At 70.2% G+C, this 24,711-nt stretch carries 22 protein-coding genes and 1 other RNA gene; 11 read left to right on the forward strand and 12 right to left on the reverse strand.

Going from position 1 to position 24,711, the window contains the following annotated elements; genetic code table 11:
- Positions 1-6: 6 nt before the first annotated feature.
- Positions 7-903 (reverse strand): EamA family transporter, encoded by an 897-nt coding sequence (locus J4H92_RS07985; RefSeq protein WP_208097650.1) that lies wholly within the window; start codon positions 901-903, stop codon positions 7-9.
- Between the two features lie 44 nt (positions 904-947).
- Here J4H92_RS07985 and J4H92_RS07990 point away from each other — a divergent pair, with 44 nt between their 5' ends.
- On the forward strand, positions 948-1,544 hold the full coding sequence (locus J4H92_RS07990) for a TetR/AcrR family transcriptional regulator (RefSeq protein ID WP_208097651.1): 597 nt from the start codon (positions 948-950) through the stop codon (positions 1,542-1,544).
- Here J4H92_RS07990 and J4H92_RS07995 read toward each other — a convergent pair.
- Positions 1,468-1,989, reverse strand: a complete 522-nt coding sequence (locus J4H92_RS07995) for a hypothetical protein (RefSeq protein ID WP_208097652.1) — start codon at positions 1,987-1,989, stop codon at positions 1,468-1,470. The two genes, J4H92_RS07990 and J4H92_RS07995, sit on opposite strands and share 77 nt — an antisense overlap.
- A gap of 129 nt (positions 1,990-2,118) precedes the next feature.
- Between J4H92_RS07995 and J4H92_RS08000 the strand changes: the two genes are divergently transcribed.
- Positions 2,119-2,820, forward strand: coding sequence for a DUF4191 domain-containing protein (locus tag J4H92_RS08000; RefSeq protein WP_208097653.1), 702 nt, complete (start codon positions 2,119-2,121; stop codon positions 2,818-2,820).
- 36 nt (positions 2,821-2,856) lie between these two features.
- Here the strand turns inward: J4H92_RS08000 and J4H92_RS08005 are convergent, their stop codons facing one another.
- A complete protein-coding gene (locus J4H92_RS08005; protein WP_208097654.1) occupies positions 2,857-3,291 on the reverse strand; it encodes an RDD family protein in 435 nt (144 codons plus the stop codon).
- 182 nt (positions 3,292-3,473) lie between these two features.
- Between J4H92_RS08005 and glnA the strand changes: the two genes are divergently transcribed.
- Positions 3,474-4,898: a type I glutamate--ammonia ligase gene (gene glnA / locus J4H92_RS08010; protein WP_208097655.1), complete on the forward strand. Its 1,425-nt coding sequence runs from the start codon at positions 3,474-3,476 to the stop codon at positions 4,896-4,898.
- 127 nt (positions 4,899-5,025) lie between these two features.
- On the opposite strand, the gene J4H92_RS08015 is transcribed toward glnA, so the two are convergent.
- The 3 genes from J4H92_RS08015 to J4H92_RS08025 all read right to left on the reverse strand — a co-directional run bounded on the left by J4H92_RS08015 (position 5,026) and on the right by J4H92_RS08025 (position 9,751).
- Positions 5,026-8,109 (reverse strand): bifunctional [glutamine synthetase] adenylyltransferase/[glutamine synthetase]-adenylyl-L-tyrosine phosphorylase, encoded by a 3,084-nt coding sequence (locus J4H92_RS08015; protein WP_208097656.1) that lies wholly within the window; start codon positions 8,107-8,109, stop codon positions 5,026-5,028.
- A gap of 8 nt (positions 8,110-8,117) precedes the next feature.
- Positions 8,118-9,455 carry a glutamine synthetase beta-grasp domain-containing protein gene (locus J4H92_RS08020; protein WP_208097657.1) on the reverse strand — a complete coding sequence of 446 codons (1,338 nt, stop codon included), beginning with the start codon at positions 9,453-9,455 and terminating at the stop codon, positions 8,118-8,120.
- 92 nt (positions 9,456-9,547) lie between these two features.
- Positions 9,548-9,751, reverse strand: coding sequence for a methionine aminopeptidase (locus tag J4H92_RS08025; RefSeq protein WP_208097658.1), 204 nt, complete (start codon positions 9,749-9,751; stop codon positions 9,548-9,550).
- An 80-nt stretch (positions 9,752-9,831) separates the two neighbouring features.
- On the opposite strand from J4H92_RS08025, the gene map reads away from it, so the two are divergent.
- Positions 9,832-10,701, forward strand: coding sequence for a type I methionyl aminopeptidase (gene map, locus J4H92_RS08030; RefSeq protein ID WP_208097659.1), 870 nt, complete (start codon positions 9,832-9,834; stop codon positions 10,699-10,701).
- 72 nt (positions 10,702-10,773) lie between these two features.
- Here map and rnpB read toward each other — a convergent pair.
- The 6 genes from rnpB to J4H92_RS08060 form a co-directional block, all read right to left on the reverse strand.
- Positions 10,774-11,152, reverse strand: an RNA gene (gene rnpB, locus J4H92_RS08035) — RNase P RNA component class A.
- Positions 11,153-11,236: 84 nt separating this feature from the next.
- A complete protein-coding gene (locus J4H92_RS08040; RefSeq protein WP_208097660.1) occupies positions 11,237-11,965 on the reverse strand; it encodes a zinc ribbon domain-containing protein in 729 nt (242 codons plus the stop codon).
- 28 nt (positions 11,966-11,993) lie between these two features.
- Positions 11,994-12,827, reverse strand: coding sequence for a Nif3-like dinuclear metal center hexameric protein (locus J4H92_RS08045; protein WP_208097661.1), 834 nt, complete (start codon positions 12,825-12,827; stop codon positions 11,994-11,996).
- A 46-nt stretch (positions 12,828-12,873) separates the two neighbouring features.
- Positions 12,874-13,533: a methionine ABC transporter permease gene (locus J4H92_RS08050; protein ID WP_208097662.1), complete on the reverse strand. Its 660-nt coding sequence runs from the start codon at positions 13,531-13,533 to the stop codon at positions 12,874-12,876.
- Positions 13,533-14,561, reverse strand: coding sequence for a methionine ABC transporter ATP-binding protein (locus tag J4H92_RS08055; protein ID WP_208097663.1), 1,029 nt, complete (start codon positions 14,559-14,561; stop codon positions 13,533-13,535). Before J4H92_RS08055 ends, J4H92_RS08050 begins: the two co-directional genes overlap by 1 nt.
- 14 nt (positions 14,562-14,575) lie before the next feature.
- Complete coding sequence (locus J4H92_RS08060; RefSeq protein ID WP_208097664.1) at positions 14,576-15,487, reverse strand: MetQ/NlpA family ABC transporter substrate-binding protein; 912 nt, start codon at positions 15,485-15,487, stop codon at positions 14,576-14,578.
- Positions 15,488-15,733: 246 nt separating this feature from the next.
- On the opposite strand from J4H92_RS08060, the gene J4H92_RS08065 reads away from it, so the two are divergent.
- From J4H92_RS08065 to J4H92_RS08095, 7 genes are all read left to right on the forward strand, one after another.
- Positions 15,734-17,173: a glyceraldehyde-3-phosphate dehydrogenase gene (locus J4H92_RS08065; protein WP_208097665.1), complete on the forward strand. Its 1,440-nt coding sequence runs from the start codon at positions 15,734-15,736 to the stop codon at positions 17,171-17,173.
- A 50-nt stretch (positions 17,174-17,223) separates the two neighbouring features.
- Complete coding sequence (locus tag J4H92_RS08070) at positions 17,224-18,072, forward strand: universal stress protein (RefSeq protein ID WP_208097666.1); 849 nt, start codon at positions 17,224-17,226, stop codon at positions 18,070-18,072.
- Between the two features lie 128 nt (positions 18,073-18,200).
- Entirely contained in the window at positions 18,201-19,553 is a 1,353-nt protein-coding gene (locus J4H92_RS08075; protein ID WP_208097667.1) for a GAF domain-containing protein, read from the forward strand.
- Between the two features lie 120 nt (positions 19,554-19,673).
- Positions 19,674-21,197 (forward strand): acetaldehyde dehydrogenase ExaC, encoded by a 1,524-nt coding sequence (gene exaC, locus J4H92_RS08080; protein WP_208097668.1) that lies wholly within the window; start codon positions 19,674-19,676, stop codon positions 21,195-21,197.
- A 73-nt stretch (positions 21,198-21,270) separates the two neighbouring features.
- Positions 21,271-21,684 carry a DUF779 domain-containing protein gene (locus tag J4H92_RS08085; RefSeq protein WP_208097669.1) on the forward strand — a complete coding sequence of 138 codons (414 nt, stop codon included), beginning with the start codon at positions 21,271-21,273 and terminating at the stop codon, positions 21,682-21,684.
- Between the two features lie 169 nt (positions 21,685-21,853).
- On the forward strand, positions 21,854-23,203 hold the full coding sequence (locus tag J4H92_RS08090; RefSeq protein WP_208097670.1) for a M20/M25/M40 family metallo-hydrolase: 1,350 nt from the start codon (positions 21,854-21,856) through the stop codon (positions 23,201-23,203).
- Positions 23,200-24,684, forward strand: a complete 1,485-nt coding sequence (locus J4H92_RS08095) for an MFS transporter (RefSeq protein WP_208097671.1) — start codon at positions 23,200-23,202, stop codon at positions 24,682-24,684. Before J4H92_RS08090 ends, J4H92_RS08095 begins: the two co-directional genes overlap by 4 nt.
- The last annotated feature ends 27 nt before the right edge of the window (positions 24,685-24,711 follow it).

Consider the following 24,711-nt stretch of genomic DNA (forward strand, 5'->3'; position numbering starts at 1 on the left):
GGGTCATCATGCGCGGGCGACGATCCAAGTGGCCCACAGCACGAGTGCGAGCCCGATCGCGGTCGCCGCGGTGAACGGCTCGGCGAACATCAGCGAGCCCCAGACCGCGGTGACCGGCGGGATCAGGAGCAGCAGGGTCGTGACCCGGGTCACCCCGATCCGGCGCAGCAGATACCAGTACAGGCCGTAGCCGCCGAAGGTCGAGAGCAGGATCAGCCAGGCCATCGCCGTCCAGAACGACACGGAGACCGGAGGCGCCGCGGCGCCTCCGAACAGGGCGATGACGGTGAAGACGACGGCCGAGGTGGTGCAGTGGATGGCGAGCGCTCGCATCGGCGCCACGGGTGCGGGCGCGCGGTGTTCGATGAAGGTCGCCGCGACCAGGCAGCCCATCCCTGCGAAGGGCACCAGATAGGCCCAGGGCGGCGCGCCGGCGGACGGGGCGGTGGCGTCCGCCCAGGTCACCAGGACCACCCCGGCGAGACCGAGCATCAGTCCCAGCCACTGCCGGCCGGGGACCGCGAGGCCCAGGAGCGGACCGGCGAGGGCGACCACGATGAGGGGCTGGATGCCGTCGATGAGCGCGGTGGTACCGGTGCTGACCCCCAGACCGATGGCCCAGTAGACGGTGAGCAGGTAGCCCGATTGCGACAGCGCGCCGATCAGCACCTGTCTCCCGACACCGGCCGCACCGCCGGATCGAGCGGAGGGCGCGAACAGGAACGGGGCCAGCAGCACGGCGAGCGGCACGAACCGCCACATCAGCACCGTGGAGACCGGGGCCTCGGATGCACCGAGCTTCGCGCCGATGAAACCCGAGGACCAGCACAGCACGAACAGCGCGCCCAGCCCGATGGAGGCGAGCCTCCGGCCGTCCAGAAGTATACCGATCTGTTTACTCACGGGATCAGCCTAGCGGTGAATAAACAGATCTGTATAGTTATCGTATGGCTGACGACACGACGGCGATCGATTGGACCCCCAAGGCCCGGCAGATCCTGGCCGCTGCGAATGAGCTGTTCTACTCCCGCGGCATACACGCCGTGGGGGTGGACGCGATAGCCGAGCGGGCTGGGGTGACGAAGAAGACGCTGTACGACCGCTTCGGCTCCAAGGAGCGCCTCGTCGTCGCCTATCTGGTCGGGCGCGACCAGGCGTGGCGCTCGTTCCTCGCGGACCGACTGACCGAGGCCGGGGGTGATCCCGCGACTCGACTCGCGGCGGTGTTCGCCGCCTCCGCGGCGTGGACAGCCGAGCACAGCCGTAAGGGCTGCTCCATGATCAACGCGCACGCCGAGATCAGCGACCCGAGCCACCCCGCCTATCCGGTGATCGTGGGCCAGAAGCAGTGGATGCTCGATCTGTTCGCGACCATCGCCGCTGATGCGGACGCCGCCGATCCGGCCGCCACCGGCCGTTCGCTCATGCTGCTCCACGAGGGCGCGCTCGTCGCCGCAGGCATGGGCGTCATCCCCGACGCATACGCGCTCGCCGGCCGAGACGCCCACGATCTCCTGGCAGGCCGGCCGCCGGTCTCGGCGTGATCCTCCGCCGAACGACGAACTCCGCGAGCTCGATCGCCGCGGCTCGCGACCAGCCCTGCGACGGCCCGATGCCCGAGGCGCGCAGTTCCAGGCGCACCTCGTCCGCCAGGTCGGTCGCGAAGTGCACGGCCCGGCGCTCTCCCCAGGCGCGGAGCAGGCGCCTGACCGCCTCCTCGGGCACTCCGGTCAGCGCGCAGCCCTCGTCGTGACCCCGACGAAGATGCCGACGACGGCGGAACCGCTGCAGATGGACGCTGAAACGGCCGGAGATCGATCGCCGCGGTGCGCTTCGCGCCACTCCTCCCCGGTGCAGGAGCAGGTCACCGGGGTGCAGGTCCCCCGCGCACCAGCCGTCGTCGCGCAACCGGATGCACGTCTCGAGCAGCGCCAGCAGCGCCCAGGCGAGTTCCGCTGCGCTCAGGCGCCCCGGCCTCGTTCTCCTCATACGACCAGTGTGACCGTCGCATCGGACCCCCTCCCCGGATCTCGCCGATTGGGGAGAAGTCGTCCGGAACGACGCCCGCACGCGCCCGGTGAGGGGCGACACGGAGCATCGGACGATAAACTAGCAGGCATGGCAAAAGAGAAGAAGGCGCGGGCCCCGAAACCGCCCGGCCGGATCAAGCAGATGGTGCAGGTCTACCAGCAGACCAAGCGACACGACCGCAACCTCACGCTCTGGCTCCTCGTCTGCTTCCTCGGCCCGCTCCTGCTGTCGCTGCTCGCCGCGTACGTCTTCAACAACAACGTCTTCGGATGGATCGTCTGGCCGATCACCGGCATCCTCCTGGGCGTCCTGATCGCGATGATCGTGCTGGGACGGCGAGCGGAATCGGTGGCCTACCGACAGCTCGAGGGGCAGCCGGGCGCCGTCGGCGCGGTGATCAACGGGGCACTGCGACGCTCCTGGCGAGGCAGCGAGGTGCCGGTGGCGATGAATCGCCATAAGGACGCCGTCTACCGGGTCGTGGGGCGAGGCGGCGCGGTGCTCCTCGTCGAGGGATCGCCCCAGCGCGCCAAGCAGCTCGTGACGCGCGAGGAGACGCAGCTCCGACGCGCGCTCAGCGGCGTTCCGGTGACGACCCTGCACGTCGGCGTCGAAGAGGATCAGGTGCCGTTGCACCGCCTGTCCCGCACGCTCGTCAAGCTCAAGCCGGCGTTGAACAAGCGCGAGGTCCAGGCCGTCTTCAACCGCCTCTCCTCGATGAAGTCCGACCCGGTGGGCATCCCGAAGGGCATGGATCCGTATCGGGCAAGGGCCGGACGCCCGCGCTGATCCGCCGCAACCGCGGCCGCGGCCGGCGCCAGCGCGCTACGCGCGCACGAGCACGGTTCCCGCGATCTTGTCGTGGAACCCGCGCTGGTCGCTGTCCCACACCAGGACCGGGATGACGAGCGCGAGCAGCAGCGTGCGGAGGATCGGACGCCAGGGACCGACCCAGCCTCCCGCGATGGGCACCACCCGCAGTCCGACGATCCGATGCCCGATGGAGCCGCCGATCGTCGGGATGAAGAGCACCTGCATGACGACGAACACGACGATGTTCACCCAGCTGTAGGTCTGGGAGGCGTAGGGCGCGAAGAGCAGGGAGATCAGCATGGCGATCCCCCAGTCGATCATGATGCCGAGCAGGCGACGTCCGATCCTGGCGACCGATCGCGGTCCCTGCTCGGGGAGCCCGAGTCGCTCCCCCGGCCATCTGCTCGGCTCGAGGTCCCCGAAACGCTGCGGCTGAGATCGTGGCATGCCTCCAGTTTACGGCGACCCGACGGGCGCTCCGGTCAGGTCGACCGGAGCGGGGAGGGCCGTCACCGCGGGCGGCGTCCGTAACACGCGCGAAACATGCGGCTCACAGCTTTGAAACCGTCCGGGCATAGGCTGGAACGGAAAGTCATCGGTCCGAGTACCGCAGTACCCAGAGGAGCAGCATGTTCACCACCCCGCAAGAGGTCATCGATTTCATCAAGGAAACGGATGTCAAGTTCCTCGACGTCAGGTTCACCGACCTCCCCGGGGTCCAGCAGCACTTCAACATCCCCGCTGCGACGGTCGACCTCGATTTCTTCGAGGTCGGTCAGATGTTCGACGGCTCCTCGGTCCGCGGCTTCTCCGGCATCGCAGAGAGCGACATGCAGCTGATCCCCGATGTGACGACGGCCTACATCGACCAGTTCCGCGCGGAGCGCACCCTCGTCCTGCTCTTCGACATCTTCAATCCGCGCACCGGCGAGATCTACGCGAAGGATCCGCGCCAGGTCGCGAAGAAGGCGGAGCGCTACCTCTCCTCGACCGGCATCGCGGACACCGCGTTCTTCGCCCCCGAGGCGGAGTTCTACATCTTCGACTCGGTGCGCTTCGAGACCAAACCGGAGAGCACGCTCTACGCCATCGACGCGGAAGAGGCCCTGTGGAACTCCGCTCGCGAGGACGAGGGCGGCAACCTCTCGCACAAGACCGCGCCGAAGGGCGGCTACTTCCCCGTGTCGCCCGTCGACAAGCAGGCGGATCTGCGCGACGACATCTCGCTCCGCCTCATCGAGGCCGGGCTCGAGCTCGAGCGCTCGCACCACGAGGTCGGCGCACCCGGCCAGGCCGAGATCAACTACCGCTTCGACACCATGGTGAAGGCGGCCGACGACATCCTGAAGTTCAAGTACGTGGTCAAGAACACCGCCGAGCTCTGGGGCAAGACGGCCACGTTCATGCCGAAGCCCGTCTTCGGAGACAACGGCTCGGGGATGCACACGCACATGTCGCTCTGGAAGGGCGGCGAGCCGCTGTTCTACGACGAGAACGGCTACGCCGGACTCAGCGACGTCGCCCGCTGGTACATCGGCGGCATCCTGAAGCACGCGCCCGCGCTGCTGGCGTTCACCAACCCGACGATCAACAGCTACCGCCGCCTGGTCAAGGGCTACGAGGCGCCGGTCAACCTCGCCTACTCCGCCGGCAACCGCTCGGCCGCGATCAGGATCCCCCTCACCGGTTCGAACCCCAAGGCGAAGCGCATCGAGTTCCGCGCTCCCGACTCGTCCGGCAACCCCTACCTGGCCTTCGCCGCGCAGCTGATGGCGGGCCTCGACGGCATCCGCAACCGCATCGAGCCGCTCGAGCCGATCGACAAGGACCTCTACGAGCTGCCCCCGGAGGAGCTGAAGAACATCCCGCAGGTGCCCGGCTCGCTGCAGGAGGCCCTCGAGGCGCTCGAGGCGGACCATCAGTTCCTGCTCGAGGGCGGCGTCTTCACGGAGGAGCTGATCCGGACCTGGATCGATCTCAAGCAGGAGACCGAGATCGAGCCGATGGCGCTGCGGCCCCACCCGTTCGAGTTCGAACTCTACTACGGCGTGTAACACTCTTGGGAAGCGCTGAGTGCTGAGTTGTGCAGGGTGCGCACGCTGCGTGCCCTGCACAACTCAGCACTTCTCGTCGCCCCTCACTCGGTGAGGGCGGCCGGAGCCCGGCGCCAGAGGGGCAGGGTCAGCCCCGGGGCAGGATCAGCGGGTAGGTGGCCGGCCGGTCGCTGTAGCCGAAGAAGTCGCGCTCGAACACCGCGCGTGCGCGCCGGGCGGCGGCGAACCACTGCTCCTCGATCTCCGTCGTGCGTCCGGAGGGAAGGCCCAGCACCCCGGCAATGCCCTCGAGTTCGCTCCGGTTGACCGGCAGAGCGTCTCCGCCCCGCCCGCTCCAGAGCTTGATCGCAGAGCGGATGCTGCTGGCGAGCGACCAGGATGCCTCGAGTTGCTCGCGCGCCTCCCCGTCGAGGACGCCGGCCTCGACGGCTCCGGACAGCGCCCCCAACGTCGAGGAGGTGCGGAGGGCGGCGTGGTGCGCCCCGTACTCCAACTGGAGCAATTGGACCAGCCACTCGACATCGCTGATGCCGCCGGGTCCGAGTTTGAGGTGGCGCTTGGGGTCGACGCCCCGGGGAAGCCGCTCCGATTCGACCCGCGCCTTGATGCGCCGCACCTCGCGCACATCCGACTCGGAGAAGGTCTCCGGATAGCGGATGGCGTCGGCCAGCGCGATGAAATCGGCGCCCAGTCCGGGGTCGCCGGCGACCGGGCGGGCCCGCAGCAGCGCCTGCGCCTCCCAGGTGAGGGACCAGCGCTCGTAATAGGCGCGATAGGAGTCGAGGCTGCGCACGAGCGGGCCGTTGCGGCCCTCCGGCCGCAGATCGAAGTCGAGATCGACCGGGAACCGGGGATCCTCGACCAGTCTCTTGAGCTCCGCGACGGTGCGTTCGGCTGTCCGCGCGACGGCCGCCAGCTGCTGCGGATCCATCCCCTCGGGGGCTCGATAGACTGCGATCAGGTCGATGTCGCTCGCGAAGCCGAGTTCCTGGCCGCCGTAGCGCCCCATCGCGATCAACGCGAGCGGCACCGCAGGCCGGGCGTCCCGCGGCTCCGCGCCCGCGCGTTCGAGCGCCAGGAGCAGGCCGTCGATCAGCGCGGTGTGCGCGGCGTCCAGCCCGACCGCCACATCGGCCTCGTCGTTCACCAGGGTCAACCGGCCGAGCGCCAAGCGCAGCACCTCCCGCCGATGCACCGTGCGCAGAGCCTCCGCCGCCGCCTGCGGACCGTCGCGGCGGGAGACGAGCGCCCGCATCTCCGCCCGCAACTGCTCGAGCGGCACCGGGCGCAGGAGCTCGTCCCGTTCCAGCCACGCCACGGCCTCGGGGACCGATTCCAGCAGTTCGGCGGCGAAACGCGAATTCGACAGCACCAGCGTCAGCCGCTCCGCCGCCTCGCTGCCGTCCCGCAGCAGTCGGAGGTACCAGGGGGTCTCGCGATTGGCCTCGCTCACGCGCCGGAACGCCAGCAGCCCGTGATCCGGGTCGGTGCCCTCGGCGAGCCACTGGAGCAGCACCGGCAGCAGATTCCGCTGGATGCGGGCGTTGCGGGAGGTGCCCCTGGTGAGCGCAGCGAGATGCCGCATGGCGCCCTCTGGATCCCTGAACCCGATGCTGTGCAGGCGCGCCCGAGCCTCTTCGCTGCCGAGCACCAGCTCCTCGTCCGGCAGCGAGGCCACGGCGCTCAGCAGCGGAGCGTAGAAGATCTTGAGATGCAGCCGGCGCACCTCCTGCTTGATCCCCTGCCAGAGCCTGACGAGCTCGCCTGCGGTCGCGGCGAGGCGGGAGGCTCGCGCGAGGATGCGGAGGTCCTCCTCCTCGCGCGGCATCAGGGCGGTGCGGCGCAGCTCCCTCAGCTGGAGCCGGTGCTCGAGCACCCGCAGGCTCCGGTAGTCCGCGGCCAGGCGCTCGCCGTCGCTCCTGGCGACGTATCCGCCATCGACGAGCGCCGCGAGCGCGGGGATCGTGCCCCGCAGATGCAGACGATCGTCGTACTGTCCGTGCACGAGCTGGAGCAGTTGCACGCTGAACTCGATGTCCCGCAGCCCTCCGGGTCCGAGCTTCACCTGCACCTCGAGCTCGTCGTCGGCGATGTGCTCGGTGACGCGCTCGCGCATCCGCTGCACCGAACCGACGAAGTCCTCCCGAGCGCTCGAGCTCCACACCATCGGCCGCGTGCGCTCCACGAACTCTCCCCCGAGCGCCAGGTCGCCCGCGATGGGTCGGGCCTTCAGCAGCGCCTGGAACTCCCAGGTCCTGCCCCAGCGCTCGTAGTAGCTGAGCATCGAGCCGAGCGTGCGCACCAGCGGCCCGTGCCGCCCCTCGGGGCGGAGGTTGGCGTCGACCTGCCAGAGCGGCGGTTCGAGCGCCGGGTCGTGCACCGCCCGCATCATGTCCGCGGCGAGACGGGTGGCGATCCGCAGCACGGCCTCCGATTCGAACGCCGATCCCTCCTGGACGGGTGCGGCCTCCGCGACGAACATCACGTCGACGTCGCTCACCACGTTCAGCTCCCGAGCCCCGCACTTGCCCATGGCCACGACCGCCAGCCGGGTCGCCGCGAGGCGCTCCGGAGGGACCGGGACACCGCCCGCGCCCGAGAGCGCCCCGGCCCGGGCGACGGCGAGGCCGGCTTCGAGAGCGGCGGCGGCGAGATCGCTGAGCACCGCGGCGACATCGTCGAAGGCCGTCGTCGCGGCCCCGTCGACCCCTGTCCGCAGGTCGTAGAGCATCAGTTCGGCGAGAAGCTCGCGGTAGCGGACGCGCATCGCGATCCAGCCCGCCTCGTCCGGGAGGGCGGCGACGGGCGCCCCGCCGCCCTCAGCCGAGGCGCCGACCGCGCGGAGCAGCTCCGCGCGCGCTTCCTGCGCACCGATCAGACGACCGCCCAGGCGCAGGATCTCGCCCAGCCGCTCGGGTCGGCGGAGGAAGAAGTCCCCCAGTGCCGGCGAGGAGCCGACGAGCAGCGTCAGCCGCTCCCATTCCTGCCGGCCCAGGCCGCGCAGCACCTCGGGGTGTGCTTCGGCGATGGCCGAGATCCGACGCAGCGCCGTATCGGGATCCGCGGCGAGAGCGAACGTCTCTATGAGTTCGACGGCGTCGCACGCCGTCTCGGCCTCGAGATGGAGCACCCCGGTGCGGGCGGCGCTCAGGTCGAGGAAGCCCGCGCGCGCGAACAGACCGAGCGGGTGCCTCCGTTCGTCTCGAGTCATCGCCCCGCTCAGACGGTGCCCAGCATCGAGCTCAATTCGAACGGCGTGACCTGCTGGCGGTAGGCGGCGACCTCCTGCCGCTTCTCGCGGATGAGGTAGGAGAAGACCTGCTCGCCCAGCGTCTCGGCGACCAGCTCGCTCCGCTCCATCACCGCGAGCGCGTGATCGAGGCTCGACGGCAGCGGGTCGAAGCCCATCGCGCGCCGCTCGCCGTCGCTGAGCGCGCCCATGCTGTGCTCGGCCTCCGGCGGCAGCTCGTACTCCTCGTCGATGCCCTTCAGACCGGCGGCCAGCAGGACGGAGAAGGCCAGGTACGGGTTGGCGGCGCTGTCCATCGCGCGGTACTCGACGCGCGCGCTGCTGCCCTTGCCGGGCTTGTAGATCGGCACGCGGACGAGCGCGCTGCGGTTCAGGTGCCCCCAGCTCACGTAGGACGGCGCCTCGTCACCGCCCCACAGGCGCTTGTAGGAGTTGACGTACTGGTTGGTCACGGCCGTGAACTCCGGGGCGTGGCGGAGCAGCCCGGCGACGAAGCGGCGGCCGGTCTGCGAGAGCTGATGCTTCGCGCCCGCGTCGTAGAAGGCGTTGGTGTCGCCCTCGAACAGGGACATGTGCGCGTGCATGCCGCTGCCGGGCTGGCCGGCGAGGGGCTTGGGCATGAACGTGGCGTACACGCCCTGTCCGATCGCCACCTCCTTGACCACGGTGCGGAAGGTCATGATGTTGTCGGCCATCGTCAGGGCGTCGGCGTAGCGCAGGTCGATCTCGTTCTGGCCCGGCCCGGCCTCGTGGTGGCTGAACTCGACGGAGATGCCGAGCTCTTCGAGCATGTTCACGCTCTCGCGGCGGAAGTCGTGCGCGGTGCCGCCGGGGACATTGTCGAAGTACCCCGCTCGGTCGACCGGAACCGGCCCCTCCGGTCCGAACTCCCCCGATTTCAGCAGGTAGAACTCGATCTCGGGGTGGATGTAGAAGCTGAAGCCCCGGTCGGCGGCGCGTGCCAGCGTGCGCTTCAGCACATTGCGGGGGTCGGCGGCGGCCGGTTCGCCGTTCGGCGTGGTCAGGTCGCAGAACATCCGGGCGGTCGGCTCGGTGCTGCTGCGCCAGGGGAGCAGCTGGAAGGTGGAAGGATCCGGGAGGGCGAGCAGATCGCTCTCATACGCCCGCGTGAGCCCCTCGATCGCGCTGCCGTCGAAGCCGAGGCCCTCGCTGAAGGCGCCCTCCACCTCCGCGGGAGCGAGCGCGACGGACTTCAGGGTTCCCGCGACGTCGGTGAACCAGAGTCGCACGAACCTGACACCGCGCTCCTCGATGGTGCGGAGGACGAAATCCCGCTGCTTACTCACACCGACTCCCTTCGACGGCCGTATGCACTCAGACTATCGGCAGCGGGGGCGGATGCCGTCACCCTCGGCCGCACTTTTCGCGATGCCCGCCGTCATTCTTCGCGGGCATCCTCCTCAGCCCACCTCCGCGCCCGCTCAGCGACGATCTCGTTGGCGCGCTCGGCCTCCTCCCGAGTGGCGAAGGGGCCGAGCCTCTCCTGGGCCAACGACTGCGGCCCCTCTTCGACCGCGCCCGTTCGCGTGTTGAACCAGTACTGCTCCTGAGGATCCTCGATCCCCCAGTCCCGCTTGCTCATGCGGACCTCCTCCGTACGGTCGTGGGTCGCGGCGCCCGCGATCGCGAAACCTCCGCGCTCACCGCTCTACAATCGAGGATATGCCCTTCGACGCGCTCGGCCACCTCATTCCAGGCAGACTCTCTCCCAGACGCTCCGTGCCGCGGTCCATCGGGCGGCCTCCCTATGTCGGGCTCGAGACGCCGCCGGCCTATACGGGAGACAACACCTACCGCGAGGACGAGGTCGCGAGGATACGTGCGGCCGGCCGCATCGCCGCGCGCGCCATCGATGAGGTGGAGGCCGCTCTCCGGCCCGGAATCACCACGGATGAGCTGGATCGGATCGCCCACGAGTATGTGACGGCGCACGGGGCTTACCCGTCGACGCTCGGCTACCGGGGGTATCCCAAGTCCTGCTGCACCTCGGTGAACGAGGTCGTCTGCCACGGGATCCCGGACGACACGGTGCTGCGCGACGGAGATCTGGTGAACGTGGACGTGACCGCGTATCTCGACGGCTACCACGGCGACACCAATCGCACCCTCGTGGTCGGCGACGCCGCCGACGAGACGCTCCTGCTCGTGCACCGCACGGAGGAGGCGCTCCACCGGGGGATCAGGGCCGTGCGGCCGGGCCGAGCCGTCAACGTCATCGGGCGGGTCATCGAGACGTACGCCAAGCGCTTCGGCTACGGGGTGGTGCGGGACTTCACGGGCCACGGCGTCGGATCCGCGTTCCACACCGGCCTCATCATCCCGCACTACGACTCGGCCCCGCGCTTCGACGACGTGATCGTGCCCGGCATGGTGTTCACGATCGAGCCCATGCTGACGGTCGGAGGGATCGCCTGGGATATGTGGGACGACGGCTGGACCGTGACGACACGGGACAAGAGCCTCACCGCGCAGTTCGAGCACACCCTCGTGGTGCGCGAGGACGGCGCCGAGATCCTGACCCTTTCGGAGTAGCGCGCGACACGGCGGCGAGGCCGTCTCGGCCTCGCGTCAGGATGCGGGACGAAGAACTCGCAGACCGTTGGCGGAATGGGCCGGATCATACGCCGGGTTCTGTTCCCCGCCCGGGGGCGGGGCGACGATCATCTCTCTCGGGACGCCGTTGCCGACGCCCTCTAGCAGCCCACCCGAAGACTCGGCGAGGAGCGTCATCGTCTTCTGTCTGGCCTTGCTGCGAACGAGGTTTGCCTGGCCGCCCGTGTCACCACGGACGCCGGTGGTCTCTTACACCACCCTTTCACCCGGACCATCCCGACGGAGCCGGGATGGCTGGTCTGCTCTCTGTTGCACTTTCTCGCGGGTTGCCCCGGGTGGGTGTTACCCACCGTTCTCCTCTGCGCAGCCCGGACGTTCCTCGGCGCGCAGCCGCCGAAGCGACGCGCGACGCGATCGTCTCACCGACCCATTCCACGGAAGATTCTACCCTCTTCCGCCGCGTGCGAGCGGATCCCGGCGCGGCGGATGCGGCGCGGCACCGGGGCCCGGCCCGTTACTCCTCGAAGCCGCGCACGAGGATCGCCCCGGTCTGGGGGCAGAACACCACCTCATCGGGCTCGGCGGAACGGATCTCGGCGAGCTCCGCCGGGGTGAGCGCCATGTTGCTCGCCTCGGAGACGCCCGCGCGCAGCCGGGCCGCGCCCACGCCGACGCGCGAGCGCAGATCCTCGAAGAGCGCGAGGAGGTCGCCCTGCACCTCGGCGGCGAGCCCGGCGCGCTCCTCGGCGGCGGCGGCGAGCTCGGCATCGATCAGACGCTCCGCCTCGGCGATCTCCGCCTCCACGGCCGCTCTCCTGGTGTCCAGGTCGGCGAGCGCCGCGGCCGCGGCGTCGAAGCCGGCGCGGGTCTCCTCGTTCGCCTCCATCACCTCGAGCTCCCGATCCTCGAGCTCGCTCTGGCGTCTGGCGAGCGTGTCGAGCTCGCTCTGCAGGGCCTGCGCCTCCTTCGGCGACGTGCTCGCGGAGAGGAGGCGCTCATCCCGCTCCCGTCGCTGCCGCACCGTCTCGGTGTCGCTCTCGAGCCTCGCGATCTCGGCGCTCTGCACGTCGAGCTCGCGCTGCGTCGCCATCAGGGCGCTCTTGGCGTTCGCGTACTCGTCGCGCATGCCGGCGAGCTGCGCCCGCTCGGGAAGCTGTTCCCGCCGCCGCCGCAGGCGCGCCGTCGCATGGTCCAGGTCCTGCAGTTCGACGAGCAGCTGCTGCTGCCGGGGGGTCGCTCTCATGGCTCAACCCTACTCGGTCGGCTCGCCGCTACCCGGTCGACTCAGCGGCCACGGAGAACGTCCAGGGATCGGTGCGGATGCCGCTCACCCGGAACTCGACGCCCGGCAGCAGCGCCCGCAACCGTTCCGCGGCCCCCTCCAGCCACAGCGACTCGGCGGCCCAGTGCGCGATGTCGATCAGCGCGGGCCCGCCCGCCGCCGCGGAGGCCTCCAGCGACTCCTGCGCCGGATGATGGCGCAGATCGCTCGTCACGTAGACGTCCGCGCTCCGCACGGCGGGATGATCGAGGAGACCGTCTCCGGCTCCCCCGCACAGCGCCACCCGTTCGACCGGTCGGCCCGGGTCTCCCGCCACCCGCACGCCGCCGACGGTGGCGGGGAGGATGCCGGCCACCCGATTCGCGAACGCGCTCAGCGTCTCGGCCGCGGGCAGACGTCCGACGCGACCCAGACCGGACTCCGGGTCGGCCCCGGGCACGATCGGCTCGGCCCCGAGCAGCCCGAGGCGCTCCGCGATGGCGTCGGACACCCCTCCGGCGGGCGCGTCTGCGTTGGTGTGGGCGGCGAACAGCGCGCACCCTCCTCGGATCAGTCGGGCGAGCAGCGCGCCCTTCGCCGTGTCCTCGGCGACGCTGTGCACGCCGCGCAGCAGCAGCGGGTGATGCGTCAGCAGGACGTCGGCCCGCCGGTCGAGCGCCTCGTCCACCGTCGCCCCGACCGCGTCGACCGCGAGCAGCACCCGCCGCAGCGGGGCGTCGTCCCGGCCGGAGACGAGACCGACGCGGTCCCAGTCCTCGGCTGTCGCCGCGGGCCAGAGGCTCTCGGCAGTGGTTCGCAGGTCCCGCAGCCTGAAGTCGTCCATGCATCGAGCGTAGCGCGGTCGGCGCGCCCGGACGAGGCCGTGCGGATCAGCGTCTGAGCACCCTCCTGGCGAGCACGTTGCCGAGCACCTGCGCGACTTGCACGATGAGGATCATGAGCAGCACCGCCCCCCAGGTGATGTAGGGGTTGAACTGCCGGAAGCCGTACTGGAGCGCGAGATTGCCCAGCCCCCCTCCGCCGATGATGCCCGCGAGCGCACTCATGTCGACCACCGCGATGAAGGCGAAGGTGTAGCCGAGGATCAACGGCCCGAGCCCCTCCGGGATCAGCACGGTCAGGATGATCCGCAGCGGACCGGCGCCCATGGACCGGGCCGCCTCGATCACGCCCGGGTCGACGGTGAGCAGATTCTGCTCGACCAGCCTGGCGACGCCGAAGGTCGCTGCGAAGGAGAGCACGAAGATGAAGGCCGGATCCTGGATACCGGTGCCGACCACGATCCGAGCGAGCGGCTGGAGAGCCACCATCAGGATGAGGAACGGGATCGGCCTGAAGAAGTTGACCAGCAGGTTCAGCAGCCAGTAGACCAGCGCGTTCGGAGTGAGGCCGCCGCGGCGCGTGACCACCAGCAGCACCCCGATCGCCAGACCGAGCAGACCGCCGACCAGCATGGCGACGCCGACGTAGAGCAGCGTCTCCGCCGTGGCGGGCAGGAACTTGTCGGCGTGCTCGAGGAGTCCGTCCATCAGTGGATCACCTCGATCTCCGCCACCTGGCCGAGCGCCGCGATCGCGTGCTCGATGCGCAACTCGTCGCCGATGAGTTCGAGAGTCACCTGGCCGAACAACCGGCCGCCCACCTCGGTGACGCCACCGTGCACGATACTCACCCCGACGCCGCGCTCGGCCAGCGTCCGGAAGATCAAGGGCTGATCGACCCCCTCGTCGCGGAAGATGACGCTCACGAGCGCGCCGCGATGCCGGGCCCGCAGCTCGCTCAACTGCTCCGGGCCCGGGCGCGTCGGCAGCGCCGTCGCGACGAAGCGACGCGCGGTGTCGCTCTGCGGCCGGGAGAACACCTCGAAGACGTCGCCCTGCTCGACGACCCGCCCGCCGTCCATGACCGTGACCCGATGCGCGAGCTCGCGCACCACGCTCATCTCGTGGGTGATCAGGATGATCGTGATGCCGAGCTCCTGGTTCACCCGGCGCAGCAGCGCGAGCACCTCGAGGGAGGTCTCCGGGTCGAGGGCGCTCGTGGCCTCGTCCGCCAGCAGCACGCCGGGGTTCGTGGCGAGCGCCCGGGCGATGCCGACGCGCTGCTTCTGCCCGCCCGAGAGCTGTTCGCGGTAGGCGCCGGCCTTGTCCTCCAGGCCGACGAAGGCGAGCAACTCATCGACGCGGGCCGCCCGCTCGGCCTTCGGCATGCCCGCGACGACGAGCGGATACTCCACGTTCTGCGCCACCGTCCTGGAGTGGAGCAGGTTGAAGTGCTGGAAGATCATCCCGAGACCCGGCCTCACCCGGCGGAGCTGTCGCTCGTCGAGCCCGCTCACCACCTGCTCGCCCACGGCGATCCGCCCCTCGGTCACCTGCTCGAGCCCGTTGATGAGTCGCAGCACCGTGCTCTTGCCCGCGCCCGAGTAGCCGATGATCGCGTGGATCTCGCCGGAGGCGATGTCGATCGACACGTCGTCTACGGCGAGCACCGGGGCGGTGTCGCGTCCCGGCTGGGGGAACCGCTTCACCACCCCGGTGAGTGTGACCCGCGTCATAGCCGCTGAGTCTACTACTCGGCGATGTCGGACTGCACCTGCGCGAGGCTCTCCTGAAGCTCGGCCGCGGGCGTCGTCGTGAAGACGGCCGTGTTGCCCGAGACCTCCTGCACGCCGTCGAGCACGTCCTGGTTGTTCTGGTAGATCTCCACCAGCTTGAGGTAGGTCGGGTTGTCCTTGTCCGCGGCGCGGGAGGCGAAGATGTTGATGTAGGGGAATGCCGCGGGATCGCTGGGATCGTCCTGCGCGATGGCGTCCGAGAACTCGAGCCCGGCGTCCGGCACGAAGTCGTTGTTGATGATCGCCGCCGCCACGTCGCCGAGCGAGGTCGCGGTCAGCGCCGCGTCCAGCTCGGTCACCTCCACGCGCGACTGATCGGCGATGATGTCGTCGGGGGTGGAGGTGACCGACCCGCCGCCCTCCAGCGCGATGAGCCCGGCGGACTGCAGCACGAGGAGGCCCCGGGCCCGGTTGGTCTCGTCGGACGGGACGGCGACCGTGGCGCCATCCGGGATGTCCTCGACGCTCTCGAACTGGGTCGAGTAGAGGCCCAGCGGATAGATCGCCGTGGAGCCGATCGGCTGCAGATCATCGCCCGTGGCGTTGTTGTGCTGCGCCAGGTAGATGATGTGCTGGAACTGGTTCAGGTCGATCTCCCCCGCGGTGAGGGCGGGGTTCGGCAGATTGTAGTCCGAGAAGTCGACGAGTTCGACCTCGATGCCCTCCTCCGCGGCGGCGTCGACGAAGACCTCCCAGTAGGGGTCGCTCGCACCGACCACGCCGAGCTTCACGCTCTCCGCGGCAGGGGTCTCGTCCGCGGGGGCCTCCTCGGCGGCGGGGGTCGCGCATCCGGCCAGCGCCGTGGTGAGCGCGAGGGCGAGAGCTGCGATGGGAACGGCGAGTGAGCCGCGCTTCTTCAGAGACATGGTCGAATCCTTGATCTGTGTTTCGGTGGATGTTCGTGAACGGCAGCCTCGGTGAGTGTCGTCGGCTGCGACGCCTTCCATCGTGACCAATCGCCGACGCACCGCGAAATGCTCGCGTCACAGGAGGTCACGAGATCGTTACGCCCCCGTGACCTGCCCGGTCGTGGGATACTGGAGGCAGGCGCAGACGACGCCGAGGCGGGCAGGCCACTTCGATCCGAGCAGCGGAAGGAACCCACCGTTCAGATGAACCAGCAAGCCGACGAGTACCTTGAAGCGTGGAAGGCCAAGCAGGAGCTCGCCGAGCGATTGATCCCGCTGATCGGGCAGTTGTACCGCGACCACGATGTGGTGATGTCGGTCCACGGCCGCAGCCTGGTGGGCCGGTCCGCCATCGATGTCATCCGGGCGCACAGCTACGCCAGGAAGATCGACGACGTCGAGCTGCCGCTCGACGAGACCGCCCGGGTCGTCGAGGCGCTCGCGGCGATCCAGCCCGGCCCGGTGTCCCTCGACCTGGCGCTGCTGGTCAACGGCTTCCGCCAGTCGGGAGCGGACGATCTGGAGGCGTATCTGCGCGAGCATCTCGCTCCGGCGATCGGCACCGAGCGGAAGACGGGGACCGATGTGGTGCTCTACGGCTTCGGCAGGATCGGCCGCCTCCTGGCCCGCATCATCATCGATCACTCCGGCAGCGGCAACACCCTGAACCTGCGCGCGATCGTGGTGCGCAAGGGATCGGAGAACGATCTCGTCAAGCGCGCCAACCTCCTCCGCAGGGACTCGGTCCACGGCCCGTTCAACGGCATCATCAAGGTGCTCGAGGAGGAGAACGCGATCCTCGCCAACGGCGTGCGCATCCAGGTGATCTACTCGGACGATCCGGCGAGCGTCGACTACACGGGCTACGGCATCGAGAACGCGATCCTCGTGGACAACACCGGCAGGTGGCGCGACGCCGAGGGGCTGGGCCAGCACCTGCGGAACCGCGGCATCGCGCGGGTGCTGCTCACTGCTCCGGGCAAGGGAGACATGCTGAACGTCGTGTACGGCGTGAACAGTCACGCGATCACCGACGAGCACACGATCGTCTCCGCCGCCTCGTGCACGACCAACGCGATCACGCCCGTGCTGAAGGTGCTCAACGACACCTTCGGCGTGAAGCGCGGGCACGTCGAGACGGTGCACGCCTACACCAACGACCAGAACCTCATCGACAACTTCCACAAGGGCGACCGCCGCGGACGCTCGGCCGCGCTCAACATGGTGCTCACCGAGACCGGCGCGGCCAAGGCCGTCGCCAAGGCGCTGCCCGAGTTCGAGGGCAAGCTCACCGGCAACGCGATCCGGGTGCCCACGCCCGACGTCTCCATGGCGGTGCTGAACCTGCAGTTCGGGCGCGAGGTCACCCGGGACGAGATCAACTCCCACCTCGAGCGGGTCGCGCTGACCGGGGCGCTGCGCACGCAGATCGACTACGTCGAGTCCCCGGAGATCGTGTCGACGGATTTCGTCGGCAGCAACCGCGCGGGCATCGTCGACGGGCTCGCCACGATCGCCTCCGGCGACAGCGCGGTGCTCTACGTCTGGTACGACAACGAGTACGGCTACAGCTGCCAGGTCGTGCGCATCATCGAGCAGCTGGCTGGGAGCCACCCGGCTCATCTCCCGGCGCGCACCGACTGACGGCCGGGACGAGCGTCCGCATCCATCCACGAGGAAAGAGGGTCACCGAAATGGCGGAGAAGTACATCATCGGAGTCGACGGTTCCGAGCAGAGCCGCACGGCGCTCGAATGGGGCCTCACCCGCGCCGCGCAGAGCGGGGCGACGGTCGAACTGCTCCACGTCGCGGACGACTCCTTCCTGTCCGAGAGCGTGGCGTTCCTCTCCGAGGCGCAGGCCGCCTCGGAGAAGATGCTCGAGGCGGAGCGGGAGTTCGCGCGGGAATCCGGCTTCACCGGCCAGATCTCGGGCACCGCGGTGGTCGGACATCCCATCGCGGAGGTCGAGAACGCCTCGCGGCACGCGGATCTCGTGATCCTCGGAGCGCACGCCGGCAGCAAGCTCGCGGGCTCGTTCTTCGGCACGCGCGCCGTGAAGATCGCTGCGGTGGCGCACTGCCCCGTCGCCGTCGTGCCGAGCAACGTCGAGGGGAAGCCGCAGCCGGGCGTGGTCGTCGGCGTCGACGGCAGCGAGGCGTCCCAGCGCGCCATCGCCTTCGCAGCCGAGGAGGCGTCGTTCCGCGGGGTCCCCCTGATCGCGGTCTACGCCTGGATGCCCCCGCTCACCCCCGGGCTCGAGTACCTCTGGAGCGAGGAGCTGGTCGAATCCCAGCGCTCCGCTGCCGAGGAGTCCATCGCGATCGGCACGGCGGGCCTCGCCGAGCGCTACCCGGATCTCTCGGTGGAGCGCAGGATCGTGCAGGCCCCGCCGGTGGCCGCGATCCTGCAGGCGGCCGAAGACGCCGATACCATCGTCGTGGGCAGCCGCGGCCGCGGCGGGCTGCAGCGCCTGCTGCTCGGATCGGTCAGCCACGGAGTGCTGCAGGCACTCCCCCGCACCACCATCGTCACGCGGGCCTGAGCCGGACCCCGCTCGCGACGGCATCGCGCTCGCCCGGCCGACGCGACTTCGCACTATGATGATGGGACGAGTCGCAGGCGCCGACCGAGTGCGTTCGGCCCGCGATCGCGATACACGATGAGGTGCCGATGCGCGAGAATCCCTGGGTGGCGGTGAATCGCGGTGCTTCCGTGCAGGAGCGGAAGCGAACCGTGGCGCTCGCCCACGAGCTGCTGCTCGCCGAGCGGTCGTCCGGCACGGTCGCGCTGACCGGTGTCGAGGATCCCTCCCGACGCGCGGGGATGCGGCGGATCGTGCTCGACTCCTGGGCCCGATCCGCGCCGAGGCTCGACCCGGATCGGCTTCCGGATCAGGACATCCCGGCGGAGGCCGAGCTCCGGGCGCGGCGCAGCGCGCATCCGCTTCATCCCCTGCTGCCCGTGCTGCGCAGACTGCTCATCGCGGAGGCGGAGGATGCCGGCCTGCTCGTCGCCGTCGGGGACGCCTCGGGACGCCTGCTCTGGGTCGAGGGCGATCACCGGCTCCGAGCGGAGGCCGAGGCGATGGGGTTCGTCGCAGGAGCGGAATGGTCGGAGCGGGTGGTCGGCACCAGCGCGCCCGGAACCGCCATCGCCCTCGACCACGGCGTGCAGGTGATGGGAGCGGAGCATTTCAACCGGCACGTGCACCGCTGGAGCTGCACCGCGGCGCCCGTCCACGATCCGGTGACGGGATCCGTGCTCGGGGTGATCGACATCACCGGAGGCGATGAGGCCGTCGAGCCGCAGACGCTGACGCTCATCGAGGCCGCCGTCGCCGTGCTGGAGACCGAGCTTCGGCTCACGGCGCTCCGCGCGATGGTCGAGCCCGCGACGAACCCGACTCTCACCGCCGCGCGCAGGAGGACCTCGCCCGAGCTGTCGGTCCTGGGCGCCGCCGCCCATCGGCTCCGCGCGGACGCGAGCGCGCGCGAGACCCGGCTGAGCCTGCGCCACGCCGAGATCCTGCTGCTCCTCGCCTGGCATCCGGACGGGTTGAGCAGCCGGCGGCTCGCCGAGCTGATCTACGGCAGCCCCGATTCGGAAGGCACGCTGCGCGCCGAGCTCGTGCGGCTCAGGCAGCAGCTGAGCGGGCTGCGAACGGGGTTGGAACTGCTCCCGAAGCCCTACCGCCTCTCCGCACCGCTCGGCTCCGACGCGGCGCGGGTGCTGCGCCTGCTCCACCGCGGATCCCATCGGCAGGCGCTCGGCCTGGCCGCGGGGCCGGTCCTCCCAGATTCGAATTCGCCGGGGGTGCTGGAGATACGGGACCGGGTCGCCGGGTCGCTCCGCGAGGCGATGCTCGCGGATGCCGCCGTGGACGTGCTCGAGGCGTACGCGAGGAGCGACCATGCTGTGGACGATCCGGAGATCTGGTGGGCTCTCCTGCGCCGGCTGCCGGCCCGGTCTCCGAAGCGCGCGCAGGTGGTCGCCCACCTCGAGCACCTCGCCGGCTCGGACTGAGGGGCCTCGGTCGCGCGTCTGAGACACGACTGCAACGTGGTTGCAACGTTGCACCGCGTAACGTCTCGGACACCCCACTACCGGGGCATGACGACCGACAAAGATGTCAAGGAGAACGACATGACCGTCTACGCAGCGCCGGGGACGCCCGGTTCCAAGGTGACCTTCCGCAGTCGCTACGAGCACTACATCGGCGGCGAATGGGTCGCCCCGAAGCTGGGCCAGTACTTCGAGAACGTCACCCCCGTGACCGGCAAGGCCTTCACCGAGGTGGGGCGCGGCACCGCCGAGGACATCGAGGCCGCCCTCGACGCCGCGCACGCCGCGGCGCCCGCCTGGGGCAGGACCAGCCCGGCCGAGCGAGCGCTGGTGCTGAACCGGATCGCCGATCGCATCGAGGAGAACCTCGAGCAGATCGCCGTCGCCGAGACCTGGGACAACGGCAAGCCGGTGCGCGAGACGCTCAACGCCGACATCCCGCTCGCGGTCGACCACTTCCGCTACTTCGCCGGCGCGATCCGTGCGCAGGAGGGGCGCCTCTCGCAGCTCGACGACGACACCACCGCCTACCACTTCCACGAGCCGCTGGGCGTGGTCGGCCAGATCATCCCCTGGAACTTCCCGATCCTCATGGCGGTCTGGAAACTCGCCCCCGCGCTCGCAGCCGGCAACGCGGTCGTCCTGAAGCCGGCCGAGCAGACCCCGGCGTCGATCCTCGTGCTGTTCGAGATCATCGGGGATCTGCTGCCCCCCGGCGTGGTCAACATCGTCAACGGCTTCGGGCTCGAGGCCGGCAAGCCGCTCGCCTCGAACAAGCGCATCCGCAAGATCGCCTTCACCGGCGAGACGACGACGGGCCGCCTGATCTCGCAGTACGCCTCCGAGAACCTCATCCCGGTGACCCTGGAGCTCGGCGGCAAGAGCCCGAACCTCTTCTTCGAGGACGTCGTCGCCCAGGACGACGCCTTCTACGACAAGGCGCAGGAGGGCTTCACGCTGTTCGCCTTCAACCAGGGCGAGGTCTGCACCTGCCCGTCGCGCGCGCTCATCCAGGAGAGCATCGCGGATCGCTTCCTGGGCGATGTGGTGCCCCGCACGCAGGCGATCATCCAGGGCAATCCGCTCGACACCGACACGCAGGTGGGCGCGCAGGCCTCCACCGACCAGCTCGAGAAGATCCTCTCCTACATCGACATCGGCAAGCAGGAGGGCGCTGAGGTGCTGACCGGCGGCGGTCGCGCCGACATCGGCGGCGAGTTCGCCGACGGCTTCTACGTGCAGCCGACGATCTTCCGAGGCCACAACAGGCAGCGCATCTTCCAGGAGGAGATCTTCGGGCCGGTCGTGGCGGTGACCACCTTCTCCGACTACGACGACGCCCTGAGCATCGCCAACGACACCCTGTACGGGCTCGGCGCGGGCGTGTGGAGCCGCAACGGCAACGTCGCCTACCGGGCGGGGCGCGATATCCAGGCCGGCCGCGTGTGGGTGAACAACTACCACGCCTACCCCGCGCACGCCGCCTTCGGCGGCTACAAGTCGAGCGGGATCGGGCGCGAGAACCACCTGATGATGCTCGATCATTACCAGCAGACCAAGAACCTGCTGGTCAGCTACAGCGAGAACAAGCTCGGGTTCTTCTGAACCCGAGCACGAGGCCCGGGCGGAGCGGCCGGAGCGGAGCGCTCCGGCCGCTGCCCCAGGAGGGAGCACCACGATGTCAGAGGAGATCCTCGCCGATCCGGCGATCCCCGGCGAGACGCGCCCCCGACTGGCGTTCGCTTCGGACACGGTCGAGTTGCTGCACGCGCTCTGGGACAGACACGGCCCGCTGATGTTCCACCAGTCCGGAGGGTGCTGCGACGGCAGTTCGCCCATGTGCTACCCCCTCGGCGACTTCATCATCGGCGGCGCCGACGTGCAGCTCGGGACCGTCGACCTCGGGCCGGCACCGGGCGACCTGTCGGGCGCGCACCGCACGGTGCCGTTCTACATGTCGGCGGAGCAGTTCGAGTACTGGAAGCACACCTTTCTCACCATCGACGTGGTCGACGGCCGCGGCTCGGGCTTCTCGGTCGAGGCGCCGGAGGGCAAGCGCTTCCTCACCCGCTCCCGGCTCATGGACGGTTGATCCTGCCCTCGGGGCGAATCGGGGTGGGGGGGGGGGGGGGGGGGGGGGGGGGGGGGGGGGGGGGGGGGGGCGGGGGGGGGGGGGGGGGCGCCTGGGCGTTCGGCGGGCCCCCCCCCCCCCCCCCCCCCCACCCCGGCTCGACGCGGTGTGCATACACTAGAGTGAACTCATGGCGAATGCGGTCGAGGTGGACCCCCGGCCGGGCAGCGACGAGCGCCTCGCCCGGATGATCCGCATCCCCACGGTATCGGCGGAGCTGGAGCAGCGCGGCGGTGGGCCCTTCGAGGCGTTCGTCTCGCTGCTCGAAGAGCTCTATCCGCTCGTGCATCGCCGGCTCGCCCGCGAGCGGATCACGCAGTTCGGCCTGCTGTTCCACTGGCGCGGCCGCAACCGAGACGCCGATCCGGCGGTGCTCATGGCCCACTACGACGTCGTGCCGGTGGATGAGAGCGACCCCTGGACGCATCCCCCGTTCGCCGGACGGATCGAGCACGGTTGGGTCCACGGGAGAGGGGCGCTCGACGACAAGGGCCCCCTGCTCGTCATCCTGGAGGCGGTGGAGAACCTGCTCGCGGCCGATTTCGTGCCGGCCCGCGACGTCTATCTCTCCTTCGGCGGCAACGAGGAGAGCTTCGGCGCCGCGGCGCGGGAGATCTCCGAGACCCTGCACCAGAGGGGCATCGCTCCGTGGATCGTGCTCGACGAGGGCGGGGCCGTCACCGATGCGCCGCTGCCCTTCGTGTCGGGTACCGCGGCGATGGTGGGCGTCGGCGAGAAGGGACTCGCCACGGTGCGCCTCACGGCCCGCAGCGAGGGGGGCCACGCCTCCGTGCCGCCCCGTCTCACCGCCGTCGGTCGGGTCGCCCGCGCGGTGGACCGGCTCACCCCGCGCATCTTCCCCGCCCGCGCGCCTCGGGCGATCCCGCGCATGCTGCGACTCTTCGCGGCACGCAGCTCGGGGGCCGGCCGGATCCTCTACCGCACGCTCTCCGCCTGGCCCTGGCTGAACGCGCGCGCGTTCGCGGCTCTGGGCGGCGAGGCCGCGGCGCTCGTGCGCACCACGATCGCGCCCACCAGGCTGAGCGGCGGGACGGCGAACAACGTGCTTCCCTCGCAGGCGAGTGCGACGGTGAATCTGCGCCTCGCACTCGGGGAGACGGTCGCCGGCGCCGTGCGGCGCCTGCGGCGCCGGATCGCGGACCCGCTGGTCGACATCGAGGTGGTGGAGGGCAACGATCCCTCCCCGGAGTCGTCTGCGGACCACGCGCCCTTCGCGCTCATCGCGCGCGCCGTGGGCGCCTCGCATCCCGAAGCGGTCACGGTGCCCTACGTCACGATGGCCGCGACCGACTCGCGCTACTTCCACCGCTTCTGCGCGAGCACCTATCGTTTCGCGCCGCTCGCCATGAACGCCGAGCTGCGCGCCACCATCCACGGCGTCGACGAACGGGTCGAGATCGCCGAGCTGCATCGCGGCGAGCGCTTCCACCGCGCACTGATCGAGGGGCTGCCCGCATGAGCCGATCGACCCGCCCGCCCGGCCGCCGCGCGCCGGTGCGGCTCGGCCCGCTCACCGGCATCGTCGGCTTCCTCGCGTTCGTGGAGTTCACCAGCGGCATCCTGCAGGGCTACTACACGCCGATGCTGACCGACATCGCGCGGCACCTCGGGATCCACGACGCCGACGTGAACTGGTTCGAGGGCACGCAGCTGATGCTCTCCGCCCTGGTCGTGCCCGCCTTCGCGAAGCTCGGCGACATGTTCGGCCACAAGCGCATGCTGCTGTGGTCGACGGCGCTCACGGCGATCGCTTCGCTGGCGCTCCCCTTCACCGACTCGTTCGCGGTGTTCCTGGTCGCCTGGACGCTGCAGGGCTTCTACGTCGTCTGGCTGCCGCTCGAGATCGCGATCATCTGGTCGCGCACGCGCGGACGGGAGGGCGGATCGCTGCTCACCGCGCGCGCCGCCGGCATCCTCGTCGCCACCCTCGAGGCCGGTGCCATCAGCGGCGCCCTCCTCGGCGGCCAGCTGGTCGACACGCTGCCGCTCTGGATCGTGCTGCTCGTGCCGGCCCTGTTCGTGGTGGCCTGCTACTTCGTGATCCGGTTCGGCGTGCAGGAGTCGCCCGATCCGAACGGCGGCCGACTCGACCTGCTCGGACTCTGCCTCGTCTCCGTCGCGCTGATCGCGTTCACGGGCGGGCTCAGCCTGCTCAGGCTCCACGGCGCGGGATCCCCGCTGGCCTGGGGCGTGGTGGTGCTCGGCATCGCCCTGCTGATCCCCTTCGTGCTCGTCGAGCTGCGGCATCCGGATCCGCTCATCGACGTGCGCATGTTCCGGTCGCCGGCCCTCGGGCCCGTGTTCTTGACGGCGGGGCTCTTCGGCGTGAGCGTGCTGGGCGCCCAGGCGCCGCTGTCGACCTTCGCGCGCACCGATCCCGATGCGCACGGCTACGGTCTCGGCACGAGCGGTTTCGCGACCTCGCTCATCATCGGCCTGTATCTGATCGGCATGATCGTCGGGGCGCTGCTCTTCCCGAAGTTCTCGCGCTGGTTCTCACCCCGCGTCACCCTGATCGGCGCGGCGGCGCTCGTCGGCGTCGGCTATCTCCTCTTCCTGCCGTTCCACGCGAGCTACGCGCAGGTCGTGACGAACATGGTGATCGCCGGGATCGGCTCGGGCGCGCTGGTCGCGGCCCTTCCCGCGGCCGCCGCATCCGCAGCGCCGGCCACGCAGACCGGGGTCGCCACGGGACTGACGAACTCCGTGAAGACCGTGGGCGGCGCGATCGCCTCGGCGGTGTTCGGGATCGCGCTCATGCAGGGCGTCGCGGAGGGCGCCGGCGCGACGGCCGGCACCGCGGGCTCCCTGTCCGGCTATGTCACCGTGTGGCTCGTCTGCGGCGCGACGGCGATGCTCGCCGCGGTGCTGCTGTGCTTCGTACCGCGGGAGGCCTTCCGGGATCGCCACTCGGCGAGCGCGCCCGCCGACGCGCGGTAGCGCCGCCGACGGGCGCCGCCGGCGCGC

The organism is Leucobacter weissii (assembly GCF_017565745.1).
GTDB lineage: Bacteria > Actinomycetota > Actinomycetes > Actinomycetales > Microbacteriaceae > Leucobacter > Leucobacter weissii.